This window comes from Cupriavidus alkaliphilus, assembly GCF_900094595.1.
GTDB lineage: Bacteria > Pseudomonadota > Gammaproteobacteria > Burkholderiales > Burkholderiaceae > Cupriavidus > Cupriavidus alkaliphilus.
Genome location: NZ_FMAD01000008.1, coordinates 68828 through 94435, shown reverse-complemented (window position 1 = coordinate 94435; position 25608 = coordinate 68828). Strand labels below are relative to the sequence as shown.

Here is a 25608-nt window from a genome sequence, read left to right as displayed (position 1 = left end):
CGGGTTTGCTCCCACTGCCGCAAGCGGAGAGAGGGAGTACCCCTACCAGCCGTTCAAAAATCAGCTTGCTGCGAGCGCATATCCCGCAAGCCAAAGGCATCCCCCAGCGCCAGCCGCGCCGCGCGTAGCGCCCCCCGCGCGGCCGCGGCGTCGCCGGCCAGGCGCAGCAGCGCCGGCAGTTCCCGCGGCGCACGCAGCAGCCCGCCCAGCACCGCGGCCACATCGGTCTTGCCGTCATCGCCCATGCCCGCCGCGGCGGCTGCCGGCACGGCACGGGAAGCCGGATCGATGACCACCCGGCAAGCCGCGAACGGCAGCCGGCACGCCGCCGCCATGCGCGCCGACAGATGCGATTCCATGTCGACGCACAGCGCTCCCGTGGCCCGCTGCAGCGATGCCTTGGCCGCCACCGACAGGACCGGCTGGTCGGCCCCGGCCGCGGTCCCGATGCGCGCGTGCGGCAGCGCCGCGTGCATGGCGCGCAGCCAGGTGGTATCGGTGTCGTAGCGCTCGCCGGGCGCGCACACCGCATCCGCCAGCACCACATCGCCCGGCGCCAGCGTCGGCTCCAGCCCGCCCGCCACGCCAAAGCTCAGGATGCCCATGCACTGCCGGCTGGCCATGGCCGACACCTCTTGCTCCAGCGCCAGCCCGCGCACGCCGTGCACCACGCGGCAGTGCGGCCCGGCCGCGATGCGCGCCTCGAACGCCATGCCGGTGACGACCAGCACGAACGGCGCCGTCACAGACCCCACGACACTTGGCCGCTCTGGCCGCTCTGGCCGCTCTGGCCGCTCTGGCCGCTCTGGCCCATCTGCCCGCGCCGCAGGTTGCGGTAGCGCGCCAGGGCCCACAGCGGAAAGTAGCGCGCATAGCCGTGATAGCGCAGGTAGAACACGCGCGGGAAGCCCACCGCGGTAAAGCGTGGCTCATGCCACAGCCCCCCGGGCTGCTGCGTGCGCAGCAGGTAGTCGATGCCGCGTGCCACCGCCGGATGCTGCGCGGCGCCCGCAGCCATCAGCGCCAGCAGCGCCCACGCGGTTTGCGAGGCCACGCTGGGCGCGGGCTCGTAGCCGCGGTAGTCGAGCCGGTAGCTGCTGCCGTCCTCGCCCCAGCCGCCGTCGGCGTTCTGGATCCGCGCCAGCCACGCCACCGCGCGCTGCAGCTCGGGCGCGGCAGGGGGCAGGCCGGCGGCGTTCAGCGCGCACAGCGCGCTCCAGGTGCCGTAGATGTAGTTGGTGCCCCAGCGGCCGAACCAGCTGCCGTCGGGCATCTGCTCTGCCAGCAGGTAGCGCAGCGCGCGCGCGGCGGGCTCGCTCTTGCCGGGGGTGGCGCCGGTCTGGCACAGCATCGACAGGCAGCGCGCCGACACGTCCGCGGTGGGCGGGTCCAGCAGCGCGCCGTGGTCGGCGAAGGGGATGTTGTTCAGGTACAGGTGCGTGTTCTCGGGCTCGAACGCGCCCCAGCCACCGTTGCCGCTCTGCATGCCGACGATCCACTCGGTGGCGCGCGCCACCGCTTCGCCATAGCGGCCCGGCGCATGGTGCGCGCGCATGAAGCGGTCCATGGCGGCGGCCACCACCGCGGTGTCGTCGACGTCGGGGTAGTAGGCGTTGGCGTACTGGAAGGCCCAGCCGCCGGGGCGCACCAGCGGGCGGCGCACCGCCCAGTCGCCGCGCAGGTCCAGCACCTGCAGCGGCCTGAGCCAGTCCAGCGCGCGCCCGGCGGCCTGCGCCGCGCGCGCATCGCCGGTTTCCAGCAGCGCGTGCGTGGCCAGCGCGGTGTCCCACACCGGCGACAGGCAGGGCTGGCAATAGGCCTCGTCGCCGTGCTCGACCAGCAGGCGCTCGAGCGAACGCCGCGCCACCGCGCGCGCCGGATCGTCGGGCGGCACGCCCAGCACGTCGAACATCATCACGCTGTTGGCCATCGCCGGGAAGATCGCGCCCAGGCCGTCCTCGCCGTTGAGGCGCTCGCTCACGAAGCGCTGTGCCGCGGCAATGGCACGCCGGCGCAGCGTGCGCGGGAACAGCGGCTCGGCCACGCGCAGCAGTGCATCGAGCCCGCGGAACACCGTGTACCAGCCGGCATGCTGGTGGGGCGCGCGCGGCGGCAGGCCCACCGTGTGGCAGTTGCCGACGAAGAGTTCGTTGATGCCGACGCCGCGCGGGTTGCGCGCCTGGGGGCGCAGGCTGTTCAGCACCAGCAGCGGCACGATCACCGTGCGGGCCCAGTACGAAACCTTGGACAGGTGGAACGGGAACCAGCGCGGCAGCAGCATGATCTCGACCGGCATCATCGGCACCGCCTTCCATGGCAGCACGCCGTACAGCGCCAGCAGCGTGCGCGTGAACACGTTGCTGGCCTCGGCGCCGCCCATGGCGTGGATGGCCTGGCGCGCGCGCTGCATCGGCGCGGACTGCGGATCGTCGCCCGCCATCTTCAGTGCGAAATACGCCTTGACGCTGGCACTGACGTCGGAGCGTCCCTGATGGAACAGCGGCCAGCCGCCGTCCGGGTTCTGGATGCGGCGCAGGTAGCGTGCCATGCGCGCTTCCAGGTCGAGGTCAGGCGCTTCGCCGAGGTAGTGCACCATCAGCACGTATTCGGCGGGGATGGTGGCGTCGGCTTCGAGTTCGTAGACCCAGTGGCCATCGGGGCGCTGCTGGCGCAGCAGCGTGTCGAGCGCCCGGTCGATGCCGTGGTCGAGCGCCGGCGCGGGCAGGCGCGTGGCCGGCGCTTGCTGCGGGCCGGCCGGCTGGCGCGGCGCGGAATCGACCTGCGGCGCGGCGTTGGCAAAGGCGGTCTCGTTCAACGACATGCAGCCTCCTTGTGCCGGCGCCCGGCGTGGCCCGGGCCCGGCTTGCATGGGCTCGCCGCGCTCAGCCAATGGCGTGGCGCAGCACGATCCAGAGCAATTGCGCGCGCGGCAGGCGCACGCGCTGGCGCGGCGCCCGCCAGCCCTGCGCGCACAGCCGCGCCAGGATGCGGTGGTAGACCTCGGCCATGATGCGCGGCGAACGCACCTGGCGTGCCGGGCAGCGCGCCATGATGGCCCCGGCCTGGTCGTAGTGGGCCTGGGCCTCGCGCGCCACGGCGGCGCACGCCTGGCCCAGTGCCGGGTGCGCGGCGACTGCCGCGGGCGTGGACGCGATGTCGGCCGCAATGCCGGCCGCCGCCAGCGCCTCGGCCGGCAGGTAGAGCCGGCCAAGGGCGGCATCCTCGTCGATATCGCGCAGGATATTGGTCAGCTGCAGCGCGCGGCCCAGGTGGTGCGCCAGCGCAATCCCGCAATCCGTCTCCATACCGAACACCCGCACCGCCAGCCGGCCTACCGCGCTGGCCACGCGGTCGCAGTACAGGTCGAGGGTGGCGGCGTCGGGCGCGCGGATATCCTGCACCACGTCCATGGTCATGCCGTCGATCACGGCGAGGAAGTCGGCCTGCTGCAAGTCGAAGGCGCGGATCTGCGCGCACAGCGGCTGCAGCGGCGCGGGCGGGTTGCCGGCGTAGCAGGCGGCGAGGTCGCGGCGCCAGGCGTCGAGCGCGGCCAGGCGCCCGGCATGCGGTGCATCGCCGTCGGCGATATCGTCGACGGCGCGGCAGAACGCGTAGATCTCGAACATGGCCTGGCGCTGTGCCGCCGGCAGGATGCGCAGCGCGGCATGGAAGGAACTGCCCGACGAGGCGGCGGGACCAGCCTGGCCGCCGATGGCGGCACGGCTGTCTGAAGCTGCGATCTGAGTACCGGCCACGTAACTCCTCGACACGCTGCTTACCGTCCCGCGCCGGCCGCGCGGCGTTGGCGCGCACCCGCACGGGAGGTGGTTGTGGGTCGGGCGATTATAGCAATTTCACCTGCAACGGCGCGGGCGCAACCGTGCTGCAGCATGGTTGCGCCAAAACAAAAAGCCCCGCACTTCTGCGGGGCTTTCGTGCCGGCCGGCCCTTCGGGCCAGCCCGGACTTCACCGGTATCAGAGGGCCTGGATCTTGGTGGCTTGCTCGCCCTTCTGGCCCATGGCCTTGACGTAGCGCACCTTCTGGCCTTCCTTCAACGACTTGAAGCCCGAGCCTTCGATGGCGGAGAAGTGCGCGAACAGGTCATTGCCGCCTTCGTCCGGCGTGATGAAGCCGAAGCCCTTGGCGTCGTTGAACCACTTAACGGTACCGGTTTCCATATCTATCTCAACCTTGAATTTCAAAATGAGCGAAGACGCTCGTTATACACCGTGTGCAACGCACCCAGCGGATCTTTTATGTTCCCCGCCAGCGCATTCCATATGACTTCGATATGTCGCTGTCGTGACAACCGAAAGCGTCACGGAACGACAACACCAAATGACACACCGAATGGGCGCTGCACAAGTGGGAATCATTCTGCCGAATTTTCCCAGTGTGTCAATCAGGCTAAGCGCCTAATCATGATGAGAGGTTCCGACAGGAGATATTAGCGTTTTCTACTTCAGTACCGATTCAGTGAATTCCCTGATTTTTTATTGTCGCGTTTGCCTGTGCGTGCACCGCTGTCGGGCCGCGTGCCATGTTGTCGTGCATAATGGGCTGCCGCCCGCTACAAGCTGGTGCCATCTTTTTTACAAATTTTTACGGCACCGTTCGTACCGCGTTCGGGTGAGGTCGGTCCGGCGCGGATATAACATTATGCGGATAAACCACAACACCCGTGACCGCGGGCAGGTTATGCATGCCAATACATGAGCCAATGGCCTGCATGCGCGTCCATACATAAGAGAATGAGAGCAAGGATTTCAGGTGGTGGGAAACCGGGCTGTCCGGAAATCGGTAACGGACACTGACGTCGCCGGGCGTAGCGAGGATCGATCTTCCCCAGGCTGGCTGAGCCGGTGGACCAACCATCGGCCGACGCCGGCCGCCGTTAACGTGCAAGCCGGCTCCATGTCTCCTTTTCGGGACAATTGTTGACAATACGGCCCCGGCGCCTGCTCTAGCATGCGGATGCCGGATACCATCGGACTTTTCCGAAGTAACGGTCAGAACCAGGCGCCATGCGGTCGCGAACCGCCCTAAAATGTCTGGCACCGTGCACTTCGGGTGCGTAAAAAATTAAGGGAAGCACGCTGTGAATCGACTGGGGGAAGCGCAAGGCAGCCGGCGCGGCCGGGGTGGCCGCACGCCATGCCGGCCGGGATGGATAGCCTGGATGGGCCATCTTGCGCAGCGTGCCGCGCTGGGCCTGGCGGCTACTTTTTCCCTCAGTGCGGCGGGGGCCGCCGTGGCACAGCCGGTGACCGCCGCTGCGGCACCCGCGCCGGCCATGCCGTCGATCGCGCTGCACTACGGCGCCAAGCCGCCGGTTGACGCGCTGCAGGCCTTTGATATCGCCGTGGTCGAGCCCGACAGCGGCTTCGACCCGCGCCAGGTCGCCACCCCCGCGACCGCCTGGTTTGCCTATGTCAGCGTGGGCGAGGTGCTGGAAGGCCGCCCATATTTCAAGGACATTCCCAAGAGCTGGTTTGTCGGCCGCAACGATGCGTGGAACGCGCCGGTGATCGACCAGGCGGCCGACGGCTGGCCCGCCTTCTATGTCGACAAGGTGATCGCGCCGCTGTGGGCGCGGGGTTTTCGCGGCTTTTTCCTCGATACCCTGGACTCGTACCAGCTCGCCGCCAGGACCGACGCCGAGCGCGCGCGGCAGGAAGCCGGCCTGGTGCGCGTGGTGCGCGCGATCAAGGCGCGCTACCCCGACGCCCGGCTGATCTTCAACCGTGGCTTCGAGATTCTGCCGCAGGTGCACAGCCTGGCGTATGCCGTCGCCTTCGAGTCGCTGTTCCGCGGCTGGAACCAGGCCCAGGGCCGCTATGTCGAGGTGCCGCAGGCCGACCGCGACTGGCTGCTGGCGCAGGCGCGCACCATCCGCGAGCAATACCGGCTGCCGGTGGTGTCGATCGACTACTGCCCGCCGGCGGACCGCCGCTGCGCGCGCGACACCGCGCGCCGCATCCGCGCGCTGGGCATCACCCCCTATGTTGCCGATCCCGGCCTGCAGACCATCGGCATCGGCAAGGTCGAAGTGCTGCCGCGGCGCGTGCTGGTGGTGCAGGAGCGCGGCCCGGGCGTGGCGATCGACCAGTCCGAGGGCGTGCGCTTCGTCTCGATGCCGCTCAACTACCTGGGCTACCGCGTCGAGTTTGCCGACACCAGCGAGGAACTGCCCGAGATCGGGCCGGACCGCTATGCCGGCGTGGTGATGTACCTGACGGGCAAGGTCACGGCGCAGCCGGCCCGCTTCCACGCCTGGGTGCAGGCGCGCATGGCGCAAGGCATGCCGGTGGTGTTCCTGAACGACTTCGGCACCAGCGTCAGTGGCGCGGTGGCGCGCGGCTTCGGCCTGAAGGCGGTCAGGGGGCGCGTGTCGGGGCCGGTCGAGGTGCTGGCCAAGGACCCGATGATGGGCTTCGAGATGCCGGTGGCGCCTGACCGCAACCAGGCCGAGGCGATCCAGGTGCCCGACGGCGACGGCTTCCGCACGCTGCTGCGCCTGCGTTCCGGCACGCTGACCTATGACGCCGCGGCCATCACGCCGTGGGGCGGCTATGTGCTGGGGCCGTACGCGGTGCACGAGAGCGGCATCGGCACCGCCGACAGCCGCTGGGTGGTGCAGCCGCTGGACTTCCTGCGCGAGGCGCTGCGCCTGCCCGCGATGCCGGTGCCTGACGTCACTACCGAGAACGGCCGCCGCCTGCTGACCATCCATATCGATGGCGACGGCTTTGCCTCGCGCGCCGAGATTCCCGGCGGCGGCTTCTCCGGCGAGGTGCTGTTCCGCGAGATCTTCGACCGCTACCGGTTGCCGATGACCATGTCGGTGATCCAGGGCGAGGTCAGCCGCGACGGCATGTACCCGAAGCTCGCCGCCGAGCTCGAGCCGATCGCGCGCAAGATCTTTGCCCAGCCCTATGTCGAAGTGGCCAGCCACACCTTCTCGCACCCGTTCGAGTGGGCGCGCACGGTGCCGGCACAGCCGGCCCAGCCGGCCCAGGGCGGCAACGCCGCGGCGGGCGCGGGCGACAAGCCCTTCCACCTCAACATCCCCGGCTACACCATGGACCTGAACCGCGAGATCGGCGGTTCCATCGACTACATCAACCGCAGCCTGGCACCCGCCGGCAAGCCGGTCAGCCTGCTGCTGTGGTCGGGCGACTGCCAGCCGCCGGCCGAGGCGCTGAGGCTGACCGAGCAGGCGCGCGTGCTCAACATGAACGGTGGCGACACGCTGATCACGCGCAGCAATCCCAGCTGGACCGCGATCGCGCCGCTGGGCATCAATAAGCCCGGCGGCACCTTCCAGGTGTTCGCGCCCAACCAGAACGAGAACGTCTACACCAACCTGTGGCACGGCCCGTTCTACGGCTTCGAGCGCGTGATCGAGACCTTCGAGCTGACCGACCGGCCGTATCGCTTCAAGCCCGTGAACATCTACTACCACAGCTACTCCGGCACCAAGCCGGCGTCGTTGAAGGCGCTGCGCAAGGTCTATGACTACGTGCTGGCGCAGCCGCTGCTGCCGCTGCATTCGACCGACTACGTGCGCAAGGTGCTCGACTGGCAAGAGATGGCGGTGGCGCGCGAAGTGGGCGACGGCAGCAGCGGCACGCAATGGATCGTGCGCGGCGACGGCAACCTGCGCAACCTGCGCTGGAGCGGCGCGGGCCTGCCCGACGTTGCCGCGGCGAAGGGCGTGACCGGAACCTCGCCGGCGCCCGGCGGCGGTGTCTACCTGCACCTGGACGGCGGCGACGCGCGCTTTAACTTGCGCGAAGCCGCGGCCCCGGCGTCGGCCACGCCGCAGCTGGCGGAAGCCAGCGGCATCGTGCGCGACTGGTCGCAGCGCGACGGCGTCACCCGTTTTGCCTTCAGTGGCTACTTCAAGCCGTTCTTCCGCCTGGCCAACGCCGGCCACTGCCGCGTCAGCGTCGATGGCAAGGCGGTGCCGGCCGTGCGCGAGCGCAACACGCTGCGCGTCGATACCGCACCCGTGACCGACCCCAATCATGTCAGGCAACAAGTCGAAGTCCGCTGCGCCGGCTGAGCGCGAGCGGCTGCTGCCGCCGACGCTGGTGCTGACCTTTACCGCGATCGTGGGCATCGGCCTGGCGCTGATGTTCCCGCGCGAAACCCTGCGTGAACGGCTGCTGGGGCAGGGCCGCACCATCGACGGGGTGACCATGGCCTACCTGGAAGCCTGGTGGAAGGTCACGCCCGACGATCCCGCCTTCATGGGTGTGCTGGCCGAGCAGTACGCGCGCACCGGCCGCCTGGAAGAGGCGCAGGCGATGCTGGAGCGGATGCAGGCGGTGCAGGGCACCGACCTCTCGGGCCAGGTGCTGCGCACGCGCATCGAGATCGCGCAGCAGCGCGCCTGGGCCGCGCTGCCGGAAACGGCCGAACGCGAACAGAACCTGGTGCTGCTGCGCCGCTTGCTTGACCAGGCCGCCGGCCGCCGCTGGAGCGTGGCGGACCTGCAGGCGCTGGCCACGCAGGCGCGCCAGGCCGGCGCGGATGAGGCGATGCGCCGGTTCTATAGCGCGCTGGCGAGCCAGGACCGCAACAACGCGGCGTTCTGGAACCGCCAGCTGGCGGAGATGGCGATTGCCGGCGGCGACTACCGCGACGCTGCCAACGCACTGTTCGCGCAGCAGGCTGCCGCGACCACGCTGGCCGAGCGGCGCGCGCTGTTCCTGAAGGCGGTGCAGACCCTGCAGTCAGGCAACCTGCTGGACGAGGCGCTGGCGCAGGCCGAGCGCCACGGCGGCAAGCTGCTCGACGACCCCGAGGTGCTGCGCTACCTGACCCGGCTGGCGCTGGCAGCCAACAAGCCTGAGCAGGCCAGCCGCTATGTCGAGCGGCTGCTGAAGGTATCGGCGCGGCTGCGCGATGCCGGCCATGCGGCCCCGGCCGCGCTGGCTGCCCTGGGCGCCCGCGAGGCCGAGGTGCGGCGCATCGCCGCCAGCCAGCCGTGGCACGAGCGCGGCGTGGTGTTTCTCGACGGGCCGCGCGGCCTGGCCCTGCGCGAGGCGCTGGCCGCTTCCGGCCAGCTGGGCGTGCGCAAGATCGCGGCACAGGAGACCGCGGCGCCGCAGCCGGACGACACGAAATTCAATGCCGACGACTACGAGCTGGCCTATCGCGTCTTCCTCGCCGCGGGCAAGCTCGACCAGGCCCAGCGCGTGGCCGAGACCGCGGTGCGCCGGCTGCCGGGCGAGCCAGTCTGGCGCGAGCGGCTGGCGCAGGTGGCGGAATGGAACCGCCAGCCGGCCGTGGCGCTGAAGAGCTGGCTCGACTATGCCCGCGCCACCAACGACGAGCGCGCGTGGGACGCGGTCTTGCGGCTGGCGCCGGGGCTGTCCGACGATCGCGCCTACCTGGCCGCGCTGCGCCACCGCGCGGGCGGGTCGGACCTGAAGACGGTGGACGAGGTGGTGGCCACCTACGAACGCCTGGGCGAGCCGGAAGAGGCCATGCGCTTCCTGGAAGGCCTGAGCCGGGGTCCGAAGGCGCGCGACATCATCGAGCGCCACGCCGCGCTGGCCGAGCGCGCCGGCAAGGACGAGCGCGCCTTCCAGCTCTATACGCAGCTGCAGCAGCGCTTCGGCCCGCGTCCGGCCTATGCGCTCAAGCTGGCCAACCTGCTCTATGTGCGCGGCCGGCTGCCCCAGGCGCTGGACGCGATGCTGCCCGCGCGCGCCGCCGCGGGTCCGCGCGACCCGCTGTTCTGGCGCACGTTCACTGAGCTGGCCCGGCTCAATCAGCGCGACGACCTGCTGCAGGACGGCTATCGGCATCTGATGATGGCGGCCGCGCAGACCCGCGACGAACACTGCCTGCAGCTGCCGGCGGGCCCGGCGCGCAACGACTGCGTGGACGAGGTCCGCGCCACGCAGGAAGCGGACTTCTCCAACCTGATCGCCTACTACGACAAGACCCCGATCGACGCCGGCCGCATCGCCGAGGCCGACTGGCGCCGCAGCGCCAGCCCGGCCTCGCTGGAGCTGGCGCTGTACTACTACACGCGCGCCCACGCCTACCGTCGCATCGAGCGGCTGCTGCAGGACATGAGCGCGGAGCAGCGCCGCGCCGCCTGGCAGTCGAGCCGCTTCCTGATGCGGCGCGCCGAGTATTACCGCGTGACGGGCCAGCGCGAGCAGGCCCTGGCCGACCTGCGCCATGCCGCGGGCCTGCCGGACGCCGACAGCGAAACGCTGGCGGCGCTGCTGTGGACGCTGGTCGACCAGGGCAGCGATACCGAGGTGCGCGCGGTGATGCGCCGCCTGCAGGACCAGGCCGAGGACAGTCCCGACCTGTGGGGCGCCTTTGCCGCTGGCCATATGCGCTTCCACGACGGGCGCGCGGCGCTGCATTACCTGCGCAAGCTCAACGACGGCAAGAGCGCTGATCCGCTCTGGCTGAGCCTGCTGGCCGACGCCTATGAAGCCGTCGGCCAGACCGACATGGCCTGGCGCGTGCGCCGCCAGGCGTGGATCGACCTGCATCGTGGCTGGGCGCGGCGCGGCGCAGGCGCTGCGCGCATGGGCCCGGACCATGCCGATGGCGACGAGGAGCGCGAGAACGCCTCGGGCGCGCCGTCGCGCGCGGACCTGCGCCGCCAGACCGTGGCGCTGGGGCAGATCTTTGCCTCGGGCGATGTCTCGCGCGCACTGGTGATCCAGATGCTGCGCGCCGACCGCGCTTCCACGGCGGCGCGCGAACTGAATTCGCCAGCCGCCGCGGCGCCGTCGCAGCTGGGCGAGATCGAAGGGCTGCCGCCGCTGCGCGAGCCCGTCCCCGCCGAGGTCGTGCGCGACACGGCGCGGCGCGAGGCCGCATTGTCCGCAGCTGGCCGCGATGCGGCGCTGGCGTGGGCGCTGTCGGCGGAATCGAACGAACTGGCGCGCGGCTGGCTGGCACGCCAGTACGCGAGCCGGCTGCAGCGCCCGGCGTATGCCGAGGTGGCGATCGCGCTGGACCGGCAGGACCTGAACAGCCTGGACCGCATCCTCGAGCGCCAGGCGGGCCGCGTGCCGGTGGCGAGCCAGATCGAGGCCAACCAGCGGCTGGACCGTCTTGGCGCGGCGCAGACGCTGGCCTTCGAGACCCAGGAGCGCGCGCGCTCCGACGACGCGCTGCAGGAAACCCTGCGCGAAGCGCTGCTGTTCAACGCCCAGGCGATCGAGCCGCGCGTGCGCTTCATGCACCAGAAGCCGCTGGAGTTCACCGAAGGCAGCCTGGCCGGCGGGGTGCGGTTGTGGGATGGCTATGACCTGAACCTGCGCGGCACCTGGCGCGACCAGCGCAGCACCGATCCGCAGCAGCTGGCCAACGTGCCGTCGTCGGACCGGCGCGCCGACCTGTCGCTGGGCTATCGCGACAGCAATCAGCGCTGGCGCGCCACCGCGGGTTACCGCGAGGGCCTCGACACCATGGCCACGGCGCGCTTCTTCGGCGAGTGGAATCAGCAGGGCCGGCTGCAGTTCAGCACGCTGGCCGGGCTCAACCAGCCGGCAGACGAGTCCGCGCCGCTGCGCGTGGGGGGCGCCAAGGACGTGCTGGGGCTGGGCGCGACGTGGCGCTTCGGCCTGCGCGAGTTCGTCGGCGCGCGCATCGAGTACAGCCGCTTCCGCGGCCAGGACCGCAGCACGCTGGGCCACGGCATGGTCTATGACGTCGAGGCCGGCTACAAGATCCGCACCGCGTATCCGGACTACACCGTGCGCGTGGTCGCGACGCATGCCAGCTACAGCACCCAGGGCGGCAGCCTGACGCCGCGCCAGGCCGCGCTGGTGCCCGCCGGCGAAGCCGCGACGCCGGCGTTCTACATGCCGCAGGGCTTCACGCAGGCTGGCGTGCTGTTCGGCTTCGGCACCGAGCTGCTGGACGAATACACCCGCAAGTGGCGGCCGTTCGGCGAGATCGGGCTGTTGCACGACACCCGCGCGCGGCAGAACTTCCGCGTGCAGGGCGGCGTGGCGGGCTCGGTATTCGGCAACGACCACCTGGCGCTCTATGTCTCGCACGAGACCGCGGCGCGCAACGGCGGGCGGCCGATGACGGAACTGGGATTGCGCTACCGCTGGTTGTACTGAGCGCGGCGGGGCAGGCAGCGGCAGGACATCGACAGGACATGGCAATACGGAAAACAAGGGGATGAACATGAACAAGCAAACGGGCATGACGGGCAAGGCGGGCAGGACGGTAGCAGCGCGGCTGGCCGCATGGTGCGGCGCACTGGGCGCGGCGCTGTGGCTGGCGGGCTGCGCGGTGACGGACGTCGGGCGCGCGCCGGCGCTGGCGCGCGGCGAGACCATCGCGGTGCTGCCGATCGTCAACTACACCGAGACGCCGCAGGCCGGCCTGCGCGCCGAAGCCATCGCCGAGAGCCTGTTGAAGACCGGCGGCGTGGCCAGCCTGAAGCGCTATCCTGCCGCGCTGAACCCGGAAACACTGTTCGAGCCGGCCGAGCGCGAGGCGGTGGGCAAGGCGCTGGAATGGGCGCGCGCCGAGAAGGCCCGCTATGCGCTGACCGGCGCGGTGCAGGAATGGCGCTACAAGGTGGGCGTGGACGGCGAGCCGGCGGTCGGCATCTCGCTGCAGCTGCTCGACGTGAACAGCGGCGAAGTGGTGTGGTCCGCCACCGGCAGCGACAGCGGCTGGAGCCGCGCCTCCCTGTCGGGCACCGCGCAGAAGCTGCTGCGCCGCCTGCTGGCGCCGCTGATGCAGGGTTGAGGCCGGGGTGGCGTTTATCGGCACGGCGCCGCGCCAGCGCGGCGATGGATGGTTGAAGCAAGGGGATGAGCGTGGCCAAGACGGCTGACAACACCTATCGCGCGCGGCAGGGACAGGGCATCGGCCTGGGCGGGCGCTATGCGCGCCTGCTCGCGCCCGCGGTCACCGGACCGGCCGCCGTGGTGGAACTGGTAGTGGCGATGCTGGCCGCGCTGGCGCTGGCCTGGCTGGTGCTGCCGCAGAACCCGTTGCTGCTGGGCATGGGCTTTCCGTGGGCCTGGCTGCTGCCGGTGATCCTGGCGCTGCGCTACGGCACGCTGATCGGCGTGGGCAGCGTGCTGATGCTGCTGGGCGCGTGGTACCTGTATCACCAGACCGGCGTGATGCCCGGCCCGTTCCCGCGCCTGTTCTTCCTGGGCGGCCTGCTGCTGGTGCTGGTGGCGGGGCAGTTCGGCGATATCTGGGGCACGCGCCTGGCGCGGGCGCGCGCCGTGAACCGCTACCTGGACGAGCGCCTGGCGGCGCTGACCAAGAACCACTACCTGCTGCGCATCTCCCACTCGCGGCTGGAAAACGACCTGCTGGCGCGGCCCACCACGCTGCGCGACACCCTGTCGCAGCTTCGCGGCGTGGCGCTGGAAGAGGCCGCTCGCGGCGGCCACGTGCTGGCCGGAGCGCAGCCGGTGCTGCAGGTGGTGGCGCAGGCCTGCCAGGTCGAGGCGGCCGCGCTCTACGCCTGCGATGGCGAGCGCGTCGACGCCGAGCCCGCGGCCAGCATCGGCCCGGCCTTCACGCTGGACCCCAACGATCCGCTGGTGCGCCACTGCCTCGACACGCGCCAGCTCGCGCACCTGCGCGCCGAAGGCCTGCAGCACGACGCGCGCACCCGTTACGTGGCAGTGGCACCGGTGCTGGCGGGCTCCGACCACCTGATCGGCCTGCTGGTGGTCGAGCGCATGCCGTTCCTGTCGCTGAACTATGAAAACCTGCAGATGCTGATGGTGCTGCTGGGCTACTATGCCGACGGTGTCGAGCATGCCGGCGCCACCCGCACCATCCTGGCGGCGCTGCCGGCGTGCCCGTATCCGTTTGCGCTGGACTATGCGCGCCTGTCGCGGCTGCAGCGCGAGACCGGCATCGACAGCTCGGTGGTAGCGCTGGTGTTCGACACCGATCCCGAGCGCGATGCGCTGTTCGAGCAGGTGGTGCGCAGCCGGCGCGCGCTGGACGTGGCCTGGCCGCTGGTCAATCCCCATCACCGCGCCATGCTGACGCTGATGCCGCTGTCCGATGCGCAGGCCGTGGCGGCCTACCTGGTGCGCATCGAAGATATGCTGCGCGCGCAGTTCGGCACCGATTTCACCAGCGCCGGCATCGGCGTCTACTCGCTGGCGGTGCCCGCGACCGGCGCGGAAGAGGCGCTGGTCAAGCTGCTGCGCCGGGCCCAGGTAGACGGCACGGCGGCGCGGTCGAAACCGGCGGCCGGGGAAGCGCCCCATGTTTAAACTTGGCGCCGGCGGCCTGGCCGCCCAGATCGCCGCGCTGGCGCTGCTGGCGCGCGCCGGCAACAGCACCGCGCTGCTGCTGGCGTTCTTCGGCATGCAGGCCGTGGCCGCGGCGCTGACGGCGTTGCTGCTGTGGCGCCTGCTGCCGCGGCGCTTGCGCGTACCGTTCGCATGGAGCTACGGTTTCCTGGCGCTGTTCTGCTTCTTCGTGCCGCTCGGCGGCGCGCTGGTGTGCGTGGGCAGCTACCTGCTGTCGAAACTGTTCCCGCGCCGCATCGATACCAGCGGCATCGGCACCGTGGGCCTGCCCGAATTCGTCACGCACCTGATGTCGCGCGTCACGCATGGCGGCGGCGCGCGGCTGCGTGCACAGCTGGGCAATGCGCGCGCGCCGCTGCCGGAGCGCATGACCGCGCTGGTGGCGATGCAGTCGATGCCGGCGCGCACCGTCAGCCCGGTGCTGCGCGAACTGCTGGCCGACAGCGCCGACGATATCCGGTTGCTGGCCTACGGCATGCTGGATGGCGCCGAGAAGCAGCTGACCCAGCAGATCCTGGCCGAACTGCCACGGCTGGAAACCGCCTACAGCCCGAGCGAGCGCGCCGAGATCAGCAAGCGCCTGGCCGACCTGTACTGGGAACTGATCTACCAGAACCTGGTGCAGGGCGACGTCTACCGCTATACCGCCAGCCAGGTCGAGCGCTACGCCAGCGCGGCGCTGTCGCACGATGACAGCATTGCCTCGCTCTGGTACATGCGCGGACGCCTGGCGCTGGCGCGCAACGCCCCGCGCGAGGCGCGCGCCTGGCTGCAGCGCGCCGAGGCGCTCGGCTTCGCGCGCGAGCGCGTGCTGCCGCACCTGGCCGAAGCCGCCTACCTGGAACGCGACTACGCCGCGGTGCGCCAGCTGATGGCATCGTTTGACAGCCCCTCGCCGCTCCCGCTGGTGCGGCCCCTGCTGCGGTACTGGCAATCATGAGCGAGATACTCTTGAAAGCGGCGTCGGCCGACGTCATGCTGCTGCTCGAAGGCACCTTCCCGTACGTGAGCGGCGGCGTCTCGAGCTGGGTCAACCAGATGATCCGCGCGTTTCCGGAGCTGCGCTTCGGCATCGTCTTCATCGGCAGCCGGCGCGAGGACTATGGCGACATGGCCTACCAGCTGCCGGCCAACGTGGTTCACCTGGAAACGCACTACCTCTATGACTTCCCGCCGCCGCCGCTGGCGCAGGGCCGCGGCGGCGACGCGAAGGCGTTCGATGCCGCCGACCGCCTGCACGACCTGCTGCGCGAGCCGGGACGCGAGGCCGAGGCCGGCGCGATGATCCGCGAACTGATGCCGGCGCTGCGCGAGGGCGGCGCGCTGGGCGAGGATGCGTTCCTGTACAGCCGCCGTGCCTGGCAGACGATCACCGACCAATACCGGCGCTTCTGCACCGACCCGTCCTTCACCGATTACTTCTGGACCGTGCGCATCATGCACAAGCCGCTGTGGCAGCTGGTGCGGATTGCCGACGGGCTGATCCCGGCGCGCGTCTACCATACGGTCTCAACTGGCTATGCGGGCTTTCTCGGCGCGCTGCTGCGCCACCGCAACCAGCGCCCGCTGCTGGTGTCGGAGCACGGCATCTATACCAAGGAACGCAAGATCGACCTGTTCCAGAGCCAGTGGATCCGCGACAACCGCAATGTGTTCGAGCGCGACATCTCCCAGATCAGCTATTTCCGCGAGCTGTGGGTGCGCTTTTTCGAAACCCTGGGCAGGGTCTGCTATGACGCCGGCGACGACATCGTCGCGCTGTACGAGGGCAATCGCCGCCGCCAGGTGCAGGACGGCGCGCCCGAGGCGCGCACGCGCAGCATCCCCAACGGCATCGACCTGCCGCGCCTGGCGCCGCTGCGCGCGCGGCGCCAGCCGGGCGTGCCGCCGGTGCTGTGCCTGATCGGCCGGGTGGTGCCGATCAAGGACGTCAAGACCTTTATCCGCGCGATGCTGACGGTGGTGCGCGAATACCCCGAGGCCGAAGGCTGGATCGCCGGCCCGGAGGACGAAGACCCCGAATACGCGCGCGAATGCCGCAGCCTGGCCGAAAGCCTGGGCCTGGGCCGGAAGGTGAAATTCCTCGGCTTCCAGCGCATCGACGCGCTGCTGCCGCAGGTGGGCGTGCTGGTGCTCAGCTCGATCAGCGAAGCGCTGCCGCTGGTGGTGCTGGAAGGCTTTGCCGCCGGCGTGCCGTGCGTGACCACCGACGTGGGCTCGTGCCGCGAGCTGCTGTTCGGCCTGCCCGGCGAGGACGCCGCGCTCGGCCCGGCGGGCGAGGTGGTGCGCATTGCCGACCCCGCCGCGCTGGCCGCGGCCGCGCTCGGGCTGCTGCGCGAGCCGGCGCGCTGGCAGGCGGCGCAAGCCGCGGGCGTGGCGCGCGTGGAGCGCTACTACACCCAGGAGCGCATGGTCGGCAGCTATCGCGAACTGTATCAACGGCTGATGGCGCAGGCCGACGGCACCGCGCCTGACGCAGCCCGGCACGGCGGCAATCCCGCGCGCTGCCCGGTCCACGGAGGAGCCTGAGCATGGCTGGCATTGGATTCGAGCTGCGCAAGATGCTGCGGCGGGACAACCTGTCCGGCATGCTGAGCGCCTATGCGTATGCCGGCATCATCAGCTCGGGCCCGTGGATCCTGTCGATCGTCGGCATCCTGCTGATCGGCATGCTGAGCCTGCCGTTCGTGGTGCCGGGGACGCTGATCACGCAGTTCCAGGTCTCGGTGACCTACCTGATCGCTGGCAGCCTGATCCTGACCGGGCCGATGCAGCTGTCGTTCACGCGCTTTACCTCCGACCGGCTGTTCGAAAAGCGCGACCACCTGATCCTCAGCAACTACCACGCCGTGGCGCTGCTGGCCACGGTGCTGTCGGGCGGCATCGGCGTGGCGTGCGCGCTGTTCAGCTTCGGCGAGCAGTCGGTGCTGTACCGGCTGCTGATGGTGGCGGGCTTCGTGGTGCTGAGCAATATCTGGATCGCCGCGATCTTCCTGTCGAGCATGAAGCAGTACAAGGCCATCGTCTGGACCTTCCTGCTGGGCTACGCGGTCTCGGTGGCGGCCGCGCTGGGGCTGCGCGGCTACGGCATGGAAGGGCTGCTGGGCGGGTTCGTCGCGGGCCAGCTGTGCCTGCTCACCGGCATGGTGACGCTGATCTACCGCAACTACACCAGCCGCCAGTTCATCTCGTTCGAGGTGTTCCGGCGCCGCTATGCCTACCCCAGCCTGGTGGCGATCGGGCTGCTCTACAACCTGGGCATCTGGATCGACAAGTTCATGTTCTGGTACGCGCCGTCCACCGGCCACCAGGTGATCGGGCCGCTGCGCGCCTCGATCATCTACGACATCCCGGTGTTCCTGGCCTACCTCGCCATCATTCCCGGCATGGCGGTGTTTCTGGTGCGCATCGAGACCGATTTCGTCGAATACTACGACGCGTTCTACGATGCGGTGCGCGGCGGCAGCTCGCTCGAGCATATCGAGGACATGCGCAATACCATGGTCCAGACCATCCGGCTGGGCCTGTACGAGATCGTCAAGGTGCAGGCGATCGCAGCGCTGCTGCTGTTCGCGGTGGGCGTGTGGGTGCTGCGGCTGCTGGGTATTTCCGAACTGTACCTGCCGCTGTTGTATGTGGACGTGATCGGCGCCAGCCTGCAGGTAGTGCTGCTGGGCGTGCTCAACATCTACTTCTACCTCGACCGGCGCCGCGAGGTGTTGCTGCTGACCGCGCTGTTCGTAGTGCTGAACTGCGCCCTGACGCTGGTGACGCTGCAGCTGGGGCCGGCCTGGTACGGCTATGGCTTCGCGGTGTCGCTGCTGGTGGTGGTGGCGCTGGCGCTGGCCATGCTCGACCACAAGCTGGAGCGGCTGGAGTACGAGACCTACATGCTGCAATAGCGTCCGGGAGCACGCCGGCGCACCCCCCGTCGGGGCGTCTCGACGGAATGGGCCGCGATTGGGTAACATTGCGGCAGCCGGCGGGCTTCGGCCTGGCCCGCCGGTTCAGATCGACGGCCGCGCCCCCTTGCCAGGGTGAATACAAAGAATGACTTGCCGGCCGAGCCGTCGACACGCCGTGGCAGAGACCGCAGTTGCAGTCGGAAGCTGGCAGAAGGGTGTAGAGGTATGCGAATTGCATCCGTGGAGGATGATCCGGATCAGGCCGAACTGATCCGGCAGATTTTGGGCGAAGCCGGTTTCGAATGCGAATCCTTCGCCAACGGGGCCGACTTGCTGCGCGCGCTGCGCGAGCGCGCCTACGACCTGCTGCTGGTCGACTGGCAGTTGCCGGGCACCAGCGGCTATGAACTGGTCAGCTGGGTGCGGCAGAAGTCCGGCAACATGCCGCCGATCCTGTTCGTCACCAGCCGCACCGCCGAAGCCGACATCGTCGACGGCCTGACGGTGGGCGCCGACGACTACATGCTCAAGCCCATCCGCGCCGGCGAGCTGGTCGCGCGCGTGCGCTCGCTGCTGCGTCGCGCCTATCCCGAGGCCGCGCAGGAAGTCGAGCTGATCCGGCGCGGCAGCTACACCGTCGATACCCACGCGCGCACCATCACCGTCGGCGGCGAAGCCGCGGTGCTGTCGCCGCGCGAATACGAGCTGGCCCTGTTCCTGTTCCGCAATACCGGGCGCCTGCTGGCGCGCGAGGTGATGGAGCAGGCGGTGTGGGGCCGCGCCATGGGGGCGGGCTCGCGCACGCTCGACACGCATATTTCCCGCTTGCGCCTGAAGCTGGCGCTGCGCCCCGAGAACGGCGTGCGGCTGACCTCGGTGTATTCGCACGGTTATCGTTTCGAAGAGGTTTCCGCGGCCGAAGCGCAGGCGGATGAGGACCGCGATGCGTAGGGTCGTGCGTGGTATCGCGCTGGCCGTGCTGGCCGGTGCCGCAGTGCCGGCGCATGCCGGGCCCGCGGGCGCGCAGGGCGCCGACTTTATCTACGTGGTGGAACCGGGCGATACGCTGATCGGGCTGGCCTCACGCTACATGGCATCCGAGCAGGGCTGGCGCACACTGCAGCGCCTGAACGGCGTGGCCGATCCATACCGGCTGGTGCCGGGATCGCGCGTGCGCATCCCGCTGAGCCAGATCCCGGAACAGGCGGCCTCCGCGCGCGTGGTCTACGTCAGCGGCGAGGTGCGCGCCAACGGCCGGCCGGTGCAGGTCGGCATGACCCTGGACGAGGCCGCGCGCATCGAGACCCCGGCCGGCGGCTCGGCCACGCTCGAGTTGCCGGACCGCACCCGCGTCACCTTGCCGCCCGCGACCGCCGTGGCGGTGAACCGGCTGCGCACCTTCACGCGCAGCGGCCTGGTCGACAGCGTGATCCGTATCGACAAGGGCGCGGCCGAGACCCGCGTGGCGCCCGGGGGCGGAGGGGTCGGCCGCTTCGAGATGCATACGCCCATGATGGTGACCGGCGTGCGCGGCACCCGTTACCGCGTTTCGGCCGACGCCGGCGGCAGCCGCAGCGAGGTGCTGCAAGGCCGTGTCGGCGTCAGCGCCGCGCGCGCGAGAACGGCAGCGGCACCGGAGCGCGCGATGACCGCGGCGGCGTCGCTCGAGGCCGGCTACGGCATCGGCGTGTCGGCGGGCGGCCGGCTGTCGCAACCGGTGGCGCTGCTGCCGGCGCCGGCCTTGCTGCCGCCCGCTGAAACCGTGCTGGGGCCGTCGTTCGAGGCGGCCTGGCAACCGGTGCCGGGCGCCGTGGGCTACCGTGTGCGGGTGGCGCGCGATGCGGCGCTGAGCGAGCTGGTCTGGACCGGCATCGCCAGCGGCGCCGATGCCGCCCGGGTGCGGGTCGATGGCCTGCCGGAAGGCACGCTGTACCTGAGCGTCAGCGCCATCGACCGGCACCGGCTGACCGGCCATGACGCGCAGGCGCCGGTCTCGGTGCGGCTGAACCCGCCGGCACCGTTCACGCAGCAGCCCGCCGCGGATGCAGTACGCTATGCCGATGCCGTGAGCTTCGAATGGGCCACCGTGCCGAGCGCGGCCAGCTATGAGCTCGCGCTCGCCACCGATGCCGCCTTTACCCGCGACGCCGCCGTCCACGCTGCCGCCGCGTCGCCCGCCGCGCAGGCGCTGGCGCCGGGCCGCTGGTGGTGGCGCGTGCGCAGCGTCGATGCGGCGGGCCTGCCGGGCCCGTGGTCGGACGCGGTGCCGTTCCGCGTCGAGCCCAAGCCGCCGGTGCCGACCCTGCAGGACGACGGCGGCGCGCTGCACATCGGCTGGCCCGATGGCGGCGGCGGCCCCGGCTACCGTGTGCAGCTGGCGGGCGATGCGGGCTTTGCCACGCTGCTGGCGGACGAGCACACCGTCACCAACGCCATCGACCTGCCGCGCCCCGCGCCGGGCGTCTATTTCATCCGCGTGGCACGCGCCGCGCCCGGCGTGGCGCCCGACCCGGCCGCGTTCTCGGTGCCGCAGCGCATTGAAGTCATCGCCATGCTGCGCGATGGGCAGGGCGGCGCAATCGGTTCGGGCGACCGGCCGGACGGCGGTGGCCGCATCCGGCTCCGCTGACGCAACCGCCGCGCCCGGCGCGCGCGCGCAGCCGCCTGCGGCGGGGCGCGCCTTCGGCCGGCGCACGCTGCTCGAATGGTGCCTGCTGGCCGCCGCGGTACTGGCGCTGGTGATGCTGGCGGCGCGCCAGGGCTGGACCGAACGCGCCGACCTGGCCGCCTACGACATCGCCATCGGCACCCAGCATCATCCCGCCCGCCACGACATCGTCATCGTCGGCATCGACGACGCCAGCATCACCGCCATCGGCCGCTGGCCGTGGCGGCGCGCGGTGCTGGCGCAGCTGATCGAACGCATAGCCGCCGGCGGCCCGCGCGTGATCGGCGTCGACGTGATCCTGTCCGAGCGCGATACCCGCTACCCGCAAGACGACGCCGTGCTGGCGCGCAGCATGGCGCTGGCCGGCAACGTGGTGCTGCCGGTGCTGGCCGAGCCCGGCCCCGCCGGGATGCTGGTGCGCTACCCGCTGGCCGGGCTGGGCGCCGCCGTCGGCCATATCAACATGGTGGTCGATACCGACGGCGTGGCGCGCCAGGTCTACCTGCGCGAAGGCCCGCACCCGGTGGCCGCCGCCGGCGTGCCGCACCTGGCCGCGGTGATGGCGGGCTTCGGCCGCGCCGGCGCGCTGCCCGAGGGCGCGCGCCACGAGCCGGCCGTGGTCGCCGAAGCCAATGGCTGGGAACGCAGCGGCCGCCTGCGCATCCCGTATGCCGGCCCGCCCGGCACCTTCGCCCGCGTGTCGGTGCGCGACGTGCTGGAGCGCCGCATCGACCCGGCCATGTTTGCCGGCAAGGCGGTGCTGATCGGCGCGCTCGCCACCGGCATGGGCGACGTGCTGCCGACGCCGGTCTCGCGCGATGGCCGCGGCATGAGCGGCGTTGAGATTCTGGCCAACACGGTGCAGGCGGTGACCGACGGCGATGCCATTGTCGCGGTGTCGCCGGCATGGCAGGCCGGCGGCACGCTGCTGGCGGTGCTGCTGGCCGCGCTGGCCGCGCTGCGGCTGCCGCCGCGTGGCGCGCTGGTCGCCACCGGGCTGCTGCTGGCGGGCCTGCTGCTGGGGTCGCTGGCGCTGCTGGCACTGGCCCGGCTATGGTTTGCGCCAGCCGCCGCGGTGCTGGGCTGCGTGCTGTTCTATCCGTTGTGGAGCTGGCTGCGCCAGGAAGCGGCGCTGCGCTTCCTGACCGACGAGCTGGCGCGGCTGGAGCGCGAGCCCGGCGTGATGGCCGCGCCGCGCCACCCCGGCGCCACGCTCGACAGCCGCATGCGCGCGGTCTACGGCATGAGCGCGCAACTGCGCGGCCTGCGCCGTTTCCTAGCCGATGGGCTGGAAAGCCTGCCCGATGCCACCGCCATCTGCGACCTGGACGGCGGCGTGCTGCTGGCCAACCGGCGCTGCGTGGCGCTGGCCCCGGCGGTGCTGGCGCGCGTACCGGAAGGATCCGCGGAGCCGGGCCTGCCGCGCCCCGGCATCCGCGCGCTGATCGAGGCGGTGTGCCCGGCGCCGGCACCGGCGCTGGCGTACTGGCAGGCCCTGCATGACGGCCATGCCGGCGCGCCCGCGGCGCGGACCCAGGCTTCGGCGCCGGTGCCCGAGGGCGGCATCGAAGTGTCCGGGCGCGGCGACCGCCGCTACCTGCTGCATGGCGCGCCGCTGCATGGCGAATCCGGCGCCGTGGCCGGCCTGATCGTCAGCGTGATCGACATCACCGCGATCCGCCTGGCGGAGCGCCAGCGCGAGCAGATGCTGCGCTTCCTGTCGCACGACATGCGCTCGCCGCAGGCGTCGATCCTGGCGCTGATCGAACTGGAGCAGCGGCGCGCGCAGCAGGCGGGCACCAGCGCCGGCGATGCCGCCGCGGACAGCGGGGTGCTGGCCCGCATCGCGGCGCATGCGCGCCGCACCCTGACGCTGGCCGACGATTTCATCAGCGTTGCGCGCGCGGAGTCGAAGGCGCTGGCGTTCATGGAAGTAGAGCTTGGCGGACTGGTGCTCGACGCCACCGATCAGCTGTGGGCGCTGGCCAAGGCCCGCGAGGTGTCCTTGCAGATCGACCTGCCCGACGACCCCGCGGTGCTGCAGGGCGAACCCGCGTTGCTGGTGCGCGCCATCGCCAACCTGGTCAGCAATGCGATCAAGTTCAGCCCGGCGGGCGGGACCGTGACGGTGTCGCTGACGCGCGCGGCCGAGCGTTTCGTGGTGGCCGTGCAGGACCATGGGCCAGGCATTGCCGTGGCCGACCAGGCCCGGCTGTTCGAGCCGTTCGCGCGGCTGCACGAGGGCCAGCAGGGCGCGCCGGAAGGGACCGGGCTGGGCCTGGTGCTGGTGCGCGCAGTCGCCGAGCGGCATGGCGGCCAGGCCAGCGTGCGCAGCCAGCCCGGCATGGGTGCGGTGTTCCGCATCGAGCTGCCGTTTTCCCCGACCTCGCAGCCCGCCTCGGTATGACGTGAGCACAGCCCGGGACGCGTTTCGGGGCACTGCCTGTTACGGCCGCCGACACAATTGTTGGCAGTCGCAGACGGGGGATTTGCGTAGCATCGGATCACCGCTGGAGCCGCATCCGGTGGTCTTCACGCCCACGCCAGCTCCCCCACGGCTGTAACTGGCGTGGGCGGCTTTTTTGCCCCGGCGAGAAACTAGGCGCGAAACGTCAGGATAAAGCGCGTCTTGCCTGCCTCGGACGACACGCCGATTGCGCCACCGTGCGCGGCGACGATGGCCTGCGTGATCGCCAGCCCCAGCCCCAGTCCCGCGCCATCGGACTCGGGCCGCGCGCGCGACTTGTCGGCGCGGAAGAAGCGGTCGAACAGCGCGGGCAACAACTCCGGCCGGATGGTCTCGCCTTCGTTCTCCACCACCACCTGCACCGCGTCGGCACCCGGCGTGATTTCCACCACGATGCCCTTGCCCGCGGGCGTATGCCGCAGCGCATTCGACAACAGGTTGCTCAGCGCCCGGCGCAGCATCAGCCGGTCGCCGGTGATGCGGCCGCGGCCGCGCAGCGTGAGCCGCACGCCCTTGTCCTCGGCGAGGGCATCGTAGAAATCGAACAGCGCCTCGACTTCATCCGCCACCTCGATCGGTTCCGCGCTGGGCAGCGTGATGCCATGCTCGGTCTTGGCCAGGTACAGCATGTCCGAGACCATGCGCGACAGCCGCTGCAGTTCTTCCACGTTCGAGGCCAGCACGTCGCGGTAGCGCGCCGCGTCGCGCGGCTGCGACAGCACCACCTGGGTCTGCGTCATCAGGTTGGTGATCGGCGTGCGCAGCTCGTGCGCGAGGTCCGACGAGAATTCCGACAGGCGGGCGAAGTCGCGCTGCAGGCGCTCCAGCATCGCGTTGAGGGTGGCGGCCAGGTCCGCCATTTCCACCGGCACGGTCTCGACCGGCATGCGCTCGTCCAGCTTGTGCGCGGTGACGGTGCGTGCGCGCGAGGCCATGGTGCGCAGCGGCGACAGCCCGCGGCGCGCCGCCCACCAGCCCAGCAGCCCGCTCGCCAGCGCCGCCAGCGTGCCGTAGAACGCCAGCGTGTTGCGGAACGCGTGCAGGAAGTGGTCATGCAGCGCCGTGTCCATGCCGACCAGCACCTGCAGCGCGTCCGGCTGGCCGCCGGCGGGCGCCACCGCCAGCTGCGCGCGCAGGCCGCGATAGGTCTGGCCCTGCTGTTCCCAGGCAAAGGCGTCGTTTCCTGCCGGCGCCTGCGCGGCGGCCGCCAGCGCCGGGCGGAAATCGAAATCCCGCGTGGCGTACAGGCGCTTGCCATCGGTGCCACGCACTTCGGCGACGAAGCCGGCATGGTGTTCCAGCGCCGGGCCCAGCCGTTGCGGCAGCGACGCCGCCGGGCCGTCGGCCGCGATCTTTTCGATCAGCCGCACGTTGTCGGCCAGCACGGCGTAGTCCTCGTCGGCGAAATGATCGTCGATCGCCAGCCAGATCAGCACGCCCAGTCCCAGCAGCACCGCCGCCGACGACAGCGAGAACAGGATGGTGAGCCGTGCCGTCAGCGACAGCCGGGGCTTCATGTGGGCTGCCCGTCGTTTGCCGGCGGCGCGTCTGCCGCGTCGGCGGCTTCGGGCGCCTCCAGCACATAGCCCATGCCGCGCACGGTCTGGATCAGGCGGGCCTCGAAGCCGTCGTCGATCTTGGCGCGCAGGCGCCGGATGGCGACGTCGATGACATTGCTGTCGCTGTCGAAGTTCATGTCCCACACCTGCGAGGCGATCAGCGAGCGCGGCAGCACCTCGCCGCGGCGGCGCGCCAGCAGTTCCAGCAGCGCGAACTCCTTGCTGGTCAGCGTGATGCGGCGTCCGGCGCGCGTGGCGCGGCGTCGCGTCAGGTCCAGCACCAGGTCGGCCACCTGGATGCGGTCCAGCGTCATCTGCGCGGTGCCCCGGCGCAGCAGCGTGCGTACGCGGGCCAGCAGTTCAGAGAAGGCGAACGGCTTGACCAGGTAGTCGTCGGCCCCCAGCTCCAGCCCCTTGACGCGGTCGGCCACGCTGTCGCGCGCGGTCAGGAACAGCACCGGCACGGGGTTCTGCCCCGCGCGCAGCGCCTGCACGATGCGCCAGCCGTCCACGTCCGGCAGCATCACGTCCAGGATGATCAGGTCGTAGGGCTCGGTCATGGCCATATGCTGGCCGTCCAGTCCGTTGCGCACCAGGTCGACGACGAAGCCCGCCTCGGTCAGCCCCTGGCGCAGGTATTCGCCGGTCTTGGATTCGTCCTCCACCACAAGCAGTTTCATCAGCACTTTCCTTACGCATCGGGC

General features: G+C 70.8%; 16 protein-coding genes. 10 read left to right on the top strand and 6 right to left on the bottom strand.

Annotation, left to right across the window (positions count from 1 at the left end):
• Nucleotides 1–53: 53 nt before the first annotated feature.
• The 4 genes from GA0116996_RS17790 to GA0116996_RS17775 all read right to left on the bottom strand — a co-directional run bounded on the left by GA0116996_RS17790 (nt 54) and on the right by GA0116996_RS17775 (nt 4180).
• On the bottom strand, nt 54–746 hold the full coding sequence (locus tag GA0116996_RS17790; RefSeq protein ID WP_116602044.1) for a phosphorylase: 693 nt from the start codon (nt 744–746) through the stop codon (nt 54–56).
• Nucleotides 743–2821 carry a squalene--hopene cyclase gene (gene shc / locus GA0116996_RS17785; RefSeq protein WP_092314273.1) on the bottom strand — a complete coding sequence of 693 codons (2079 nt, stop codon included), beginning with the start codon at nt 2819–2821 and terminating at the stop codon, nt 743–745. Before shc ends, GA0116996_RS17790 begins: the two co-directional genes overlap by 4 nt.
• A 61-nt stretch (nt 2822–2882) precedes the next feature.
• Nucleotides 2883–3755, bottom strand: a complete 873-nt coding sequence (gene hpnD / locus GA0116996_RS17780) for a presqualene diphosphate synthase HpnD (protein WP_092314271.1) — start codon at nt 3753–3755, stop codon at nt 2883–2885.
• A gap of 221 nt (nt 3756–3976) precedes the next feature.
• Nucleotides 3977–4180 carry a cold-shock protein gene (locus GA0116996_RS17775; RefSeq protein ID WP_012356773.1) on the bottom strand — a complete coding sequence of 68 codons (204 nt, stop codon included), beginning with the start codon at nt 4178–4180 and terminating at the stop codon, nt 3977–3979.
• A 1001-nt stretch (nt 4181–5181) separates the two neighbouring features.
• Here GA0116996_RS17775 and GA0116996_RS17770 point away from each other — a divergent pair.
• From GA0116996_RS17770 to GA0116996_RS17725, 10 genes are all read left to right on the top strand, one after another.
• Nucleotides 5182–8070 (top strand): bifunctional glycoside hydrolase/polysaccharide deacetylase family protein, encoded by a 2889-nt coding sequence (locus tag GA0116996_RS17770; protein ID WP_092314269.1) that lies wholly within the window; start codon nt 5182–5184, stop codon nt 8068–8070.
• On the top strand, nt 8033–12121 hold the full coding sequence (locus GA0116996_RS17765) for a tetratricopeptide repeat protein (RefSeq protein ID WP_092314267.1): 4089 nt from the start codon (nt 8033–8035) through the stop codon (nt 12119–12121). The genes GA0116996_RS17770 and GA0116996_RS17765 overlap by 38 nt, the downstream gene beginning before the upstream one ends.
• 67 nt (nt 12122–12188) lie before the next feature.
• The gene (locus GA0116996_RS17760) at nt 12189–12761 is read left to right on the top strand and encodes a penicillin-binding protein activator LpoB (protein WP_183284520.1); all 573 of its coding nucleotides are present in this window, start codon (nt 12189–12191) and stop codon (nt 12759–12761) included.
• Nucleotides 12762–12826: 65 nt separating this feature from the next.
• The gene (locus GA0116996_RS17755; RefSeq protein WP_092314265.1) at nt 12827–14266 is read left to right on the top strand and encodes a PelD GGDEF domain-containing protein; all 1440 of its coding nucleotides are present in this window, start codon (nt 12827–12829) and stop codon (nt 14264–14266) included.
• Nucleotides 14259–15245: a tetratricopeptide repeat protein gene (locus GA0116996_RS17750; protein ID WP_092314263.1), complete on the top strand. Its 987-nt coding sequence runs from the start codon at nt 14259–14261 to the stop codon at nt 15243–15245. The genes GA0116996_RS17755 and GA0116996_RS17750 overlap by 8 nt, the downstream gene beginning before the upstream one ends.
• Nucleotides 15242–16834, top strand: coding sequence for a GT4 family glycosyltransferase PelF (pelF, locus tag GA0116996_RS17745; RefSeq protein ID WP_092314261.1), 1593 nt, complete (start codon nt 15242–15244; stop codon nt 16832–16834). Before GA0116996_RS17750 ends, pelF begins: the two co-directional genes overlap by 4 nt.
• A gap of 2 nt (nt 16835–16836) precedes the next feature.
• Entirely contained in the window at nt 16837–18207 is a 1371-nt protein-coding gene (gene pelG / locus GA0116996_RS17740) for an exopolysaccharide Pel transporter PelG (RefSeq protein ID WP_092314259.1), read from the top strand.
• A gap of 228 nt (nt 18208–18435) precedes the next feature.
• A complete protein-coding gene (locus GA0116996_RS17735) occupies nt 18436–19161 on the top strand; it encodes a response regulator transcription factor (protein WP_092314257.1) in 726 nt (241 codons plus the stop codon).
• Nucleotides 19154–20839 carry a FecR family protein gene (locus tag GA0116996_RS17730; RefSeq protein ID WP_092314255.1) on the top strand — a complete coding sequence of 562 codons (1686 nt, stop codon included), beginning with the start codon at nt 19154–19156 and terminating at the stop codon, nt 20837–20839. Before GA0116996_RS17735 ends, GA0116996_RS17730 begins: the two co-directional genes overlap by 8 nt.
• A complete protein-coding gene (locus tag GA0116996_RS17725; protein WP_092314253.1) occupies nt 20772–23285 on the top strand; it encodes a CHASE2 domain-containing protein in 2514 nt (837 codons plus the stop codon). Before GA0116996_RS17730 ends, GA0116996_RS17725 begins: the two co-directional genes overlap by 68 nt.
• A 191-nt stretch (nt 23286–23476) precedes the next feature.
• On the opposite strand, the gene GA0116996_RS17720 is transcribed toward GA0116996_RS17725, so the two are convergent.
• Together GA0116996_RS17720 and GA0116996_RS17715 are read right to left on the bottom strand one after the other, a co-directional pair.
• Nucleotides 23477–24862, bottom strand: a complete 1386-nt coding sequence (locus GA0116996_RS17720; protein ID WP_092314251.1) for a heavy metal sensor histidine kinase — start codon at nt 24860–24862, stop codon at nt 23477–23479.
• Nucleotides 24859–25584 carry a heavy metal response regulator transcription factor gene (locus tag GA0116996_RS17715; protein WP_092314249.1) on the bottom strand — a complete coding sequence of 242 codons (726 nt, stop codon included), beginning with the start codon at nt 25582–25584 and terminating at the stop codon, nt 24859–24861. The genes GA0116996_RS17720 and GA0116996_RS17715 overlap by 4 nt, the downstream gene beginning before the upstream one ends.
• Nucleotides 25585–25608 lie beyond the last annotated feature (24 nt).

Excerpts from the sequence above, each read along its gene's own strand:
- GA0116996_RS17760 (WP_183284520.1), top strand. The coding sequence starts at position 12,189 with ATGAACAAGCAAACGGGCATGACGGGCAAGGCGGGCAGGACGGTAGCA.
- GA0116996_RS17765 (WP_092314267.1), top strand. The coding sequence starts at position 8,033 with ATGTCAGGCAACAAGTCGAAGTCCGCTGCGCCGGCTGAGCGCGAGCGG.
- GA0116996_RS17730 (WP_092314255.1), top strand. The coding sequence starts at position 19,154 with ATGCGTAGGGTCGTGCGTGGTATCGCGCTGGCCGTGCTGGCCGGTGCC.
- GA0116996_RS17770 (WP_092314269.1), top strand. The coding sequence starts at position 5,182 with ATGGGCCATCTTGCGCAGCGTGCCGCGCTGGGCCTGGCGGCTACTTTT.
- GA0116996_RS17715 (WP_092314249.1), bottom strand. The coding sequence starts at position 25,584 with ATGAAACTGCTTGTGGTGGAGGACGAATCCAAGACCGGCGAATACCTG.
- GA0116996_RS17755 (WP_092314265.1), top strand. The coding sequence starts at position 12,827 with ATGAGCGTGGCCAAGACGGCTGACAACACCTATCGCGCGCGGCAGGGA.
- pelF (WP_092314261.1), top strand. The coding sequence starts at position 15,242 with ATGAGCGAGATACTCTTGAAAGCGGCGTCGGCCGACGTCATGCTGCTG.
- GA0116996_RS17720 (WP_092314251.1), bottom strand. The coding sequence starts at position 24,862 with ATGAAGCCCCGGCTGTCGCTGACGGCACGGCTCACCATCCTGTTCTCG.
- pelG (WP_092314259.1), top strand. The coding sequence starts at position 16,837 with ATGGCTGGCATTGGATTCGAGCTGCGCAAGATGCTGCGGCGGGACAAC.
- GA0116996_RS17735 (WP_092314257.1), top strand. The coding sequence starts at position 18,436 with ATGCGAATTGCATCCGTGGAGGATGATCCGGATCAGGCCGAACTGATC.
- shc (WP_092314273.1), bottom strand. The coding sequence starts at position 2,821 with ATGTCGTTGAACGAGACCGCCTTTGCCAACGCCGCGCCGCAGGTCGAT.
- GA0116996_RS17725 (WP_092314253.1), top strand. The coding sequence starts at position 20,772 with ATGGGCAGGGCGGCGCAATCGGTTCGGGCGACCGGCCGGACGGCGGTG.
- GA0116996_RS17750 (WP_092314263.1), top strand. The coding sequence starts at position 14,259 with ATGTTTAAACTTGGCGCCGGCGGCCTGGCCGCCCAGATCGCCGCGCTG.
- GA0116996_RS17775 (WP_012356773.1), bottom strand. The coding sequence starts at position 4,180 with ATGGAAACCGGTACCGTTAAGTGGTTCAACGACGCCAAGGGCTTCGGC.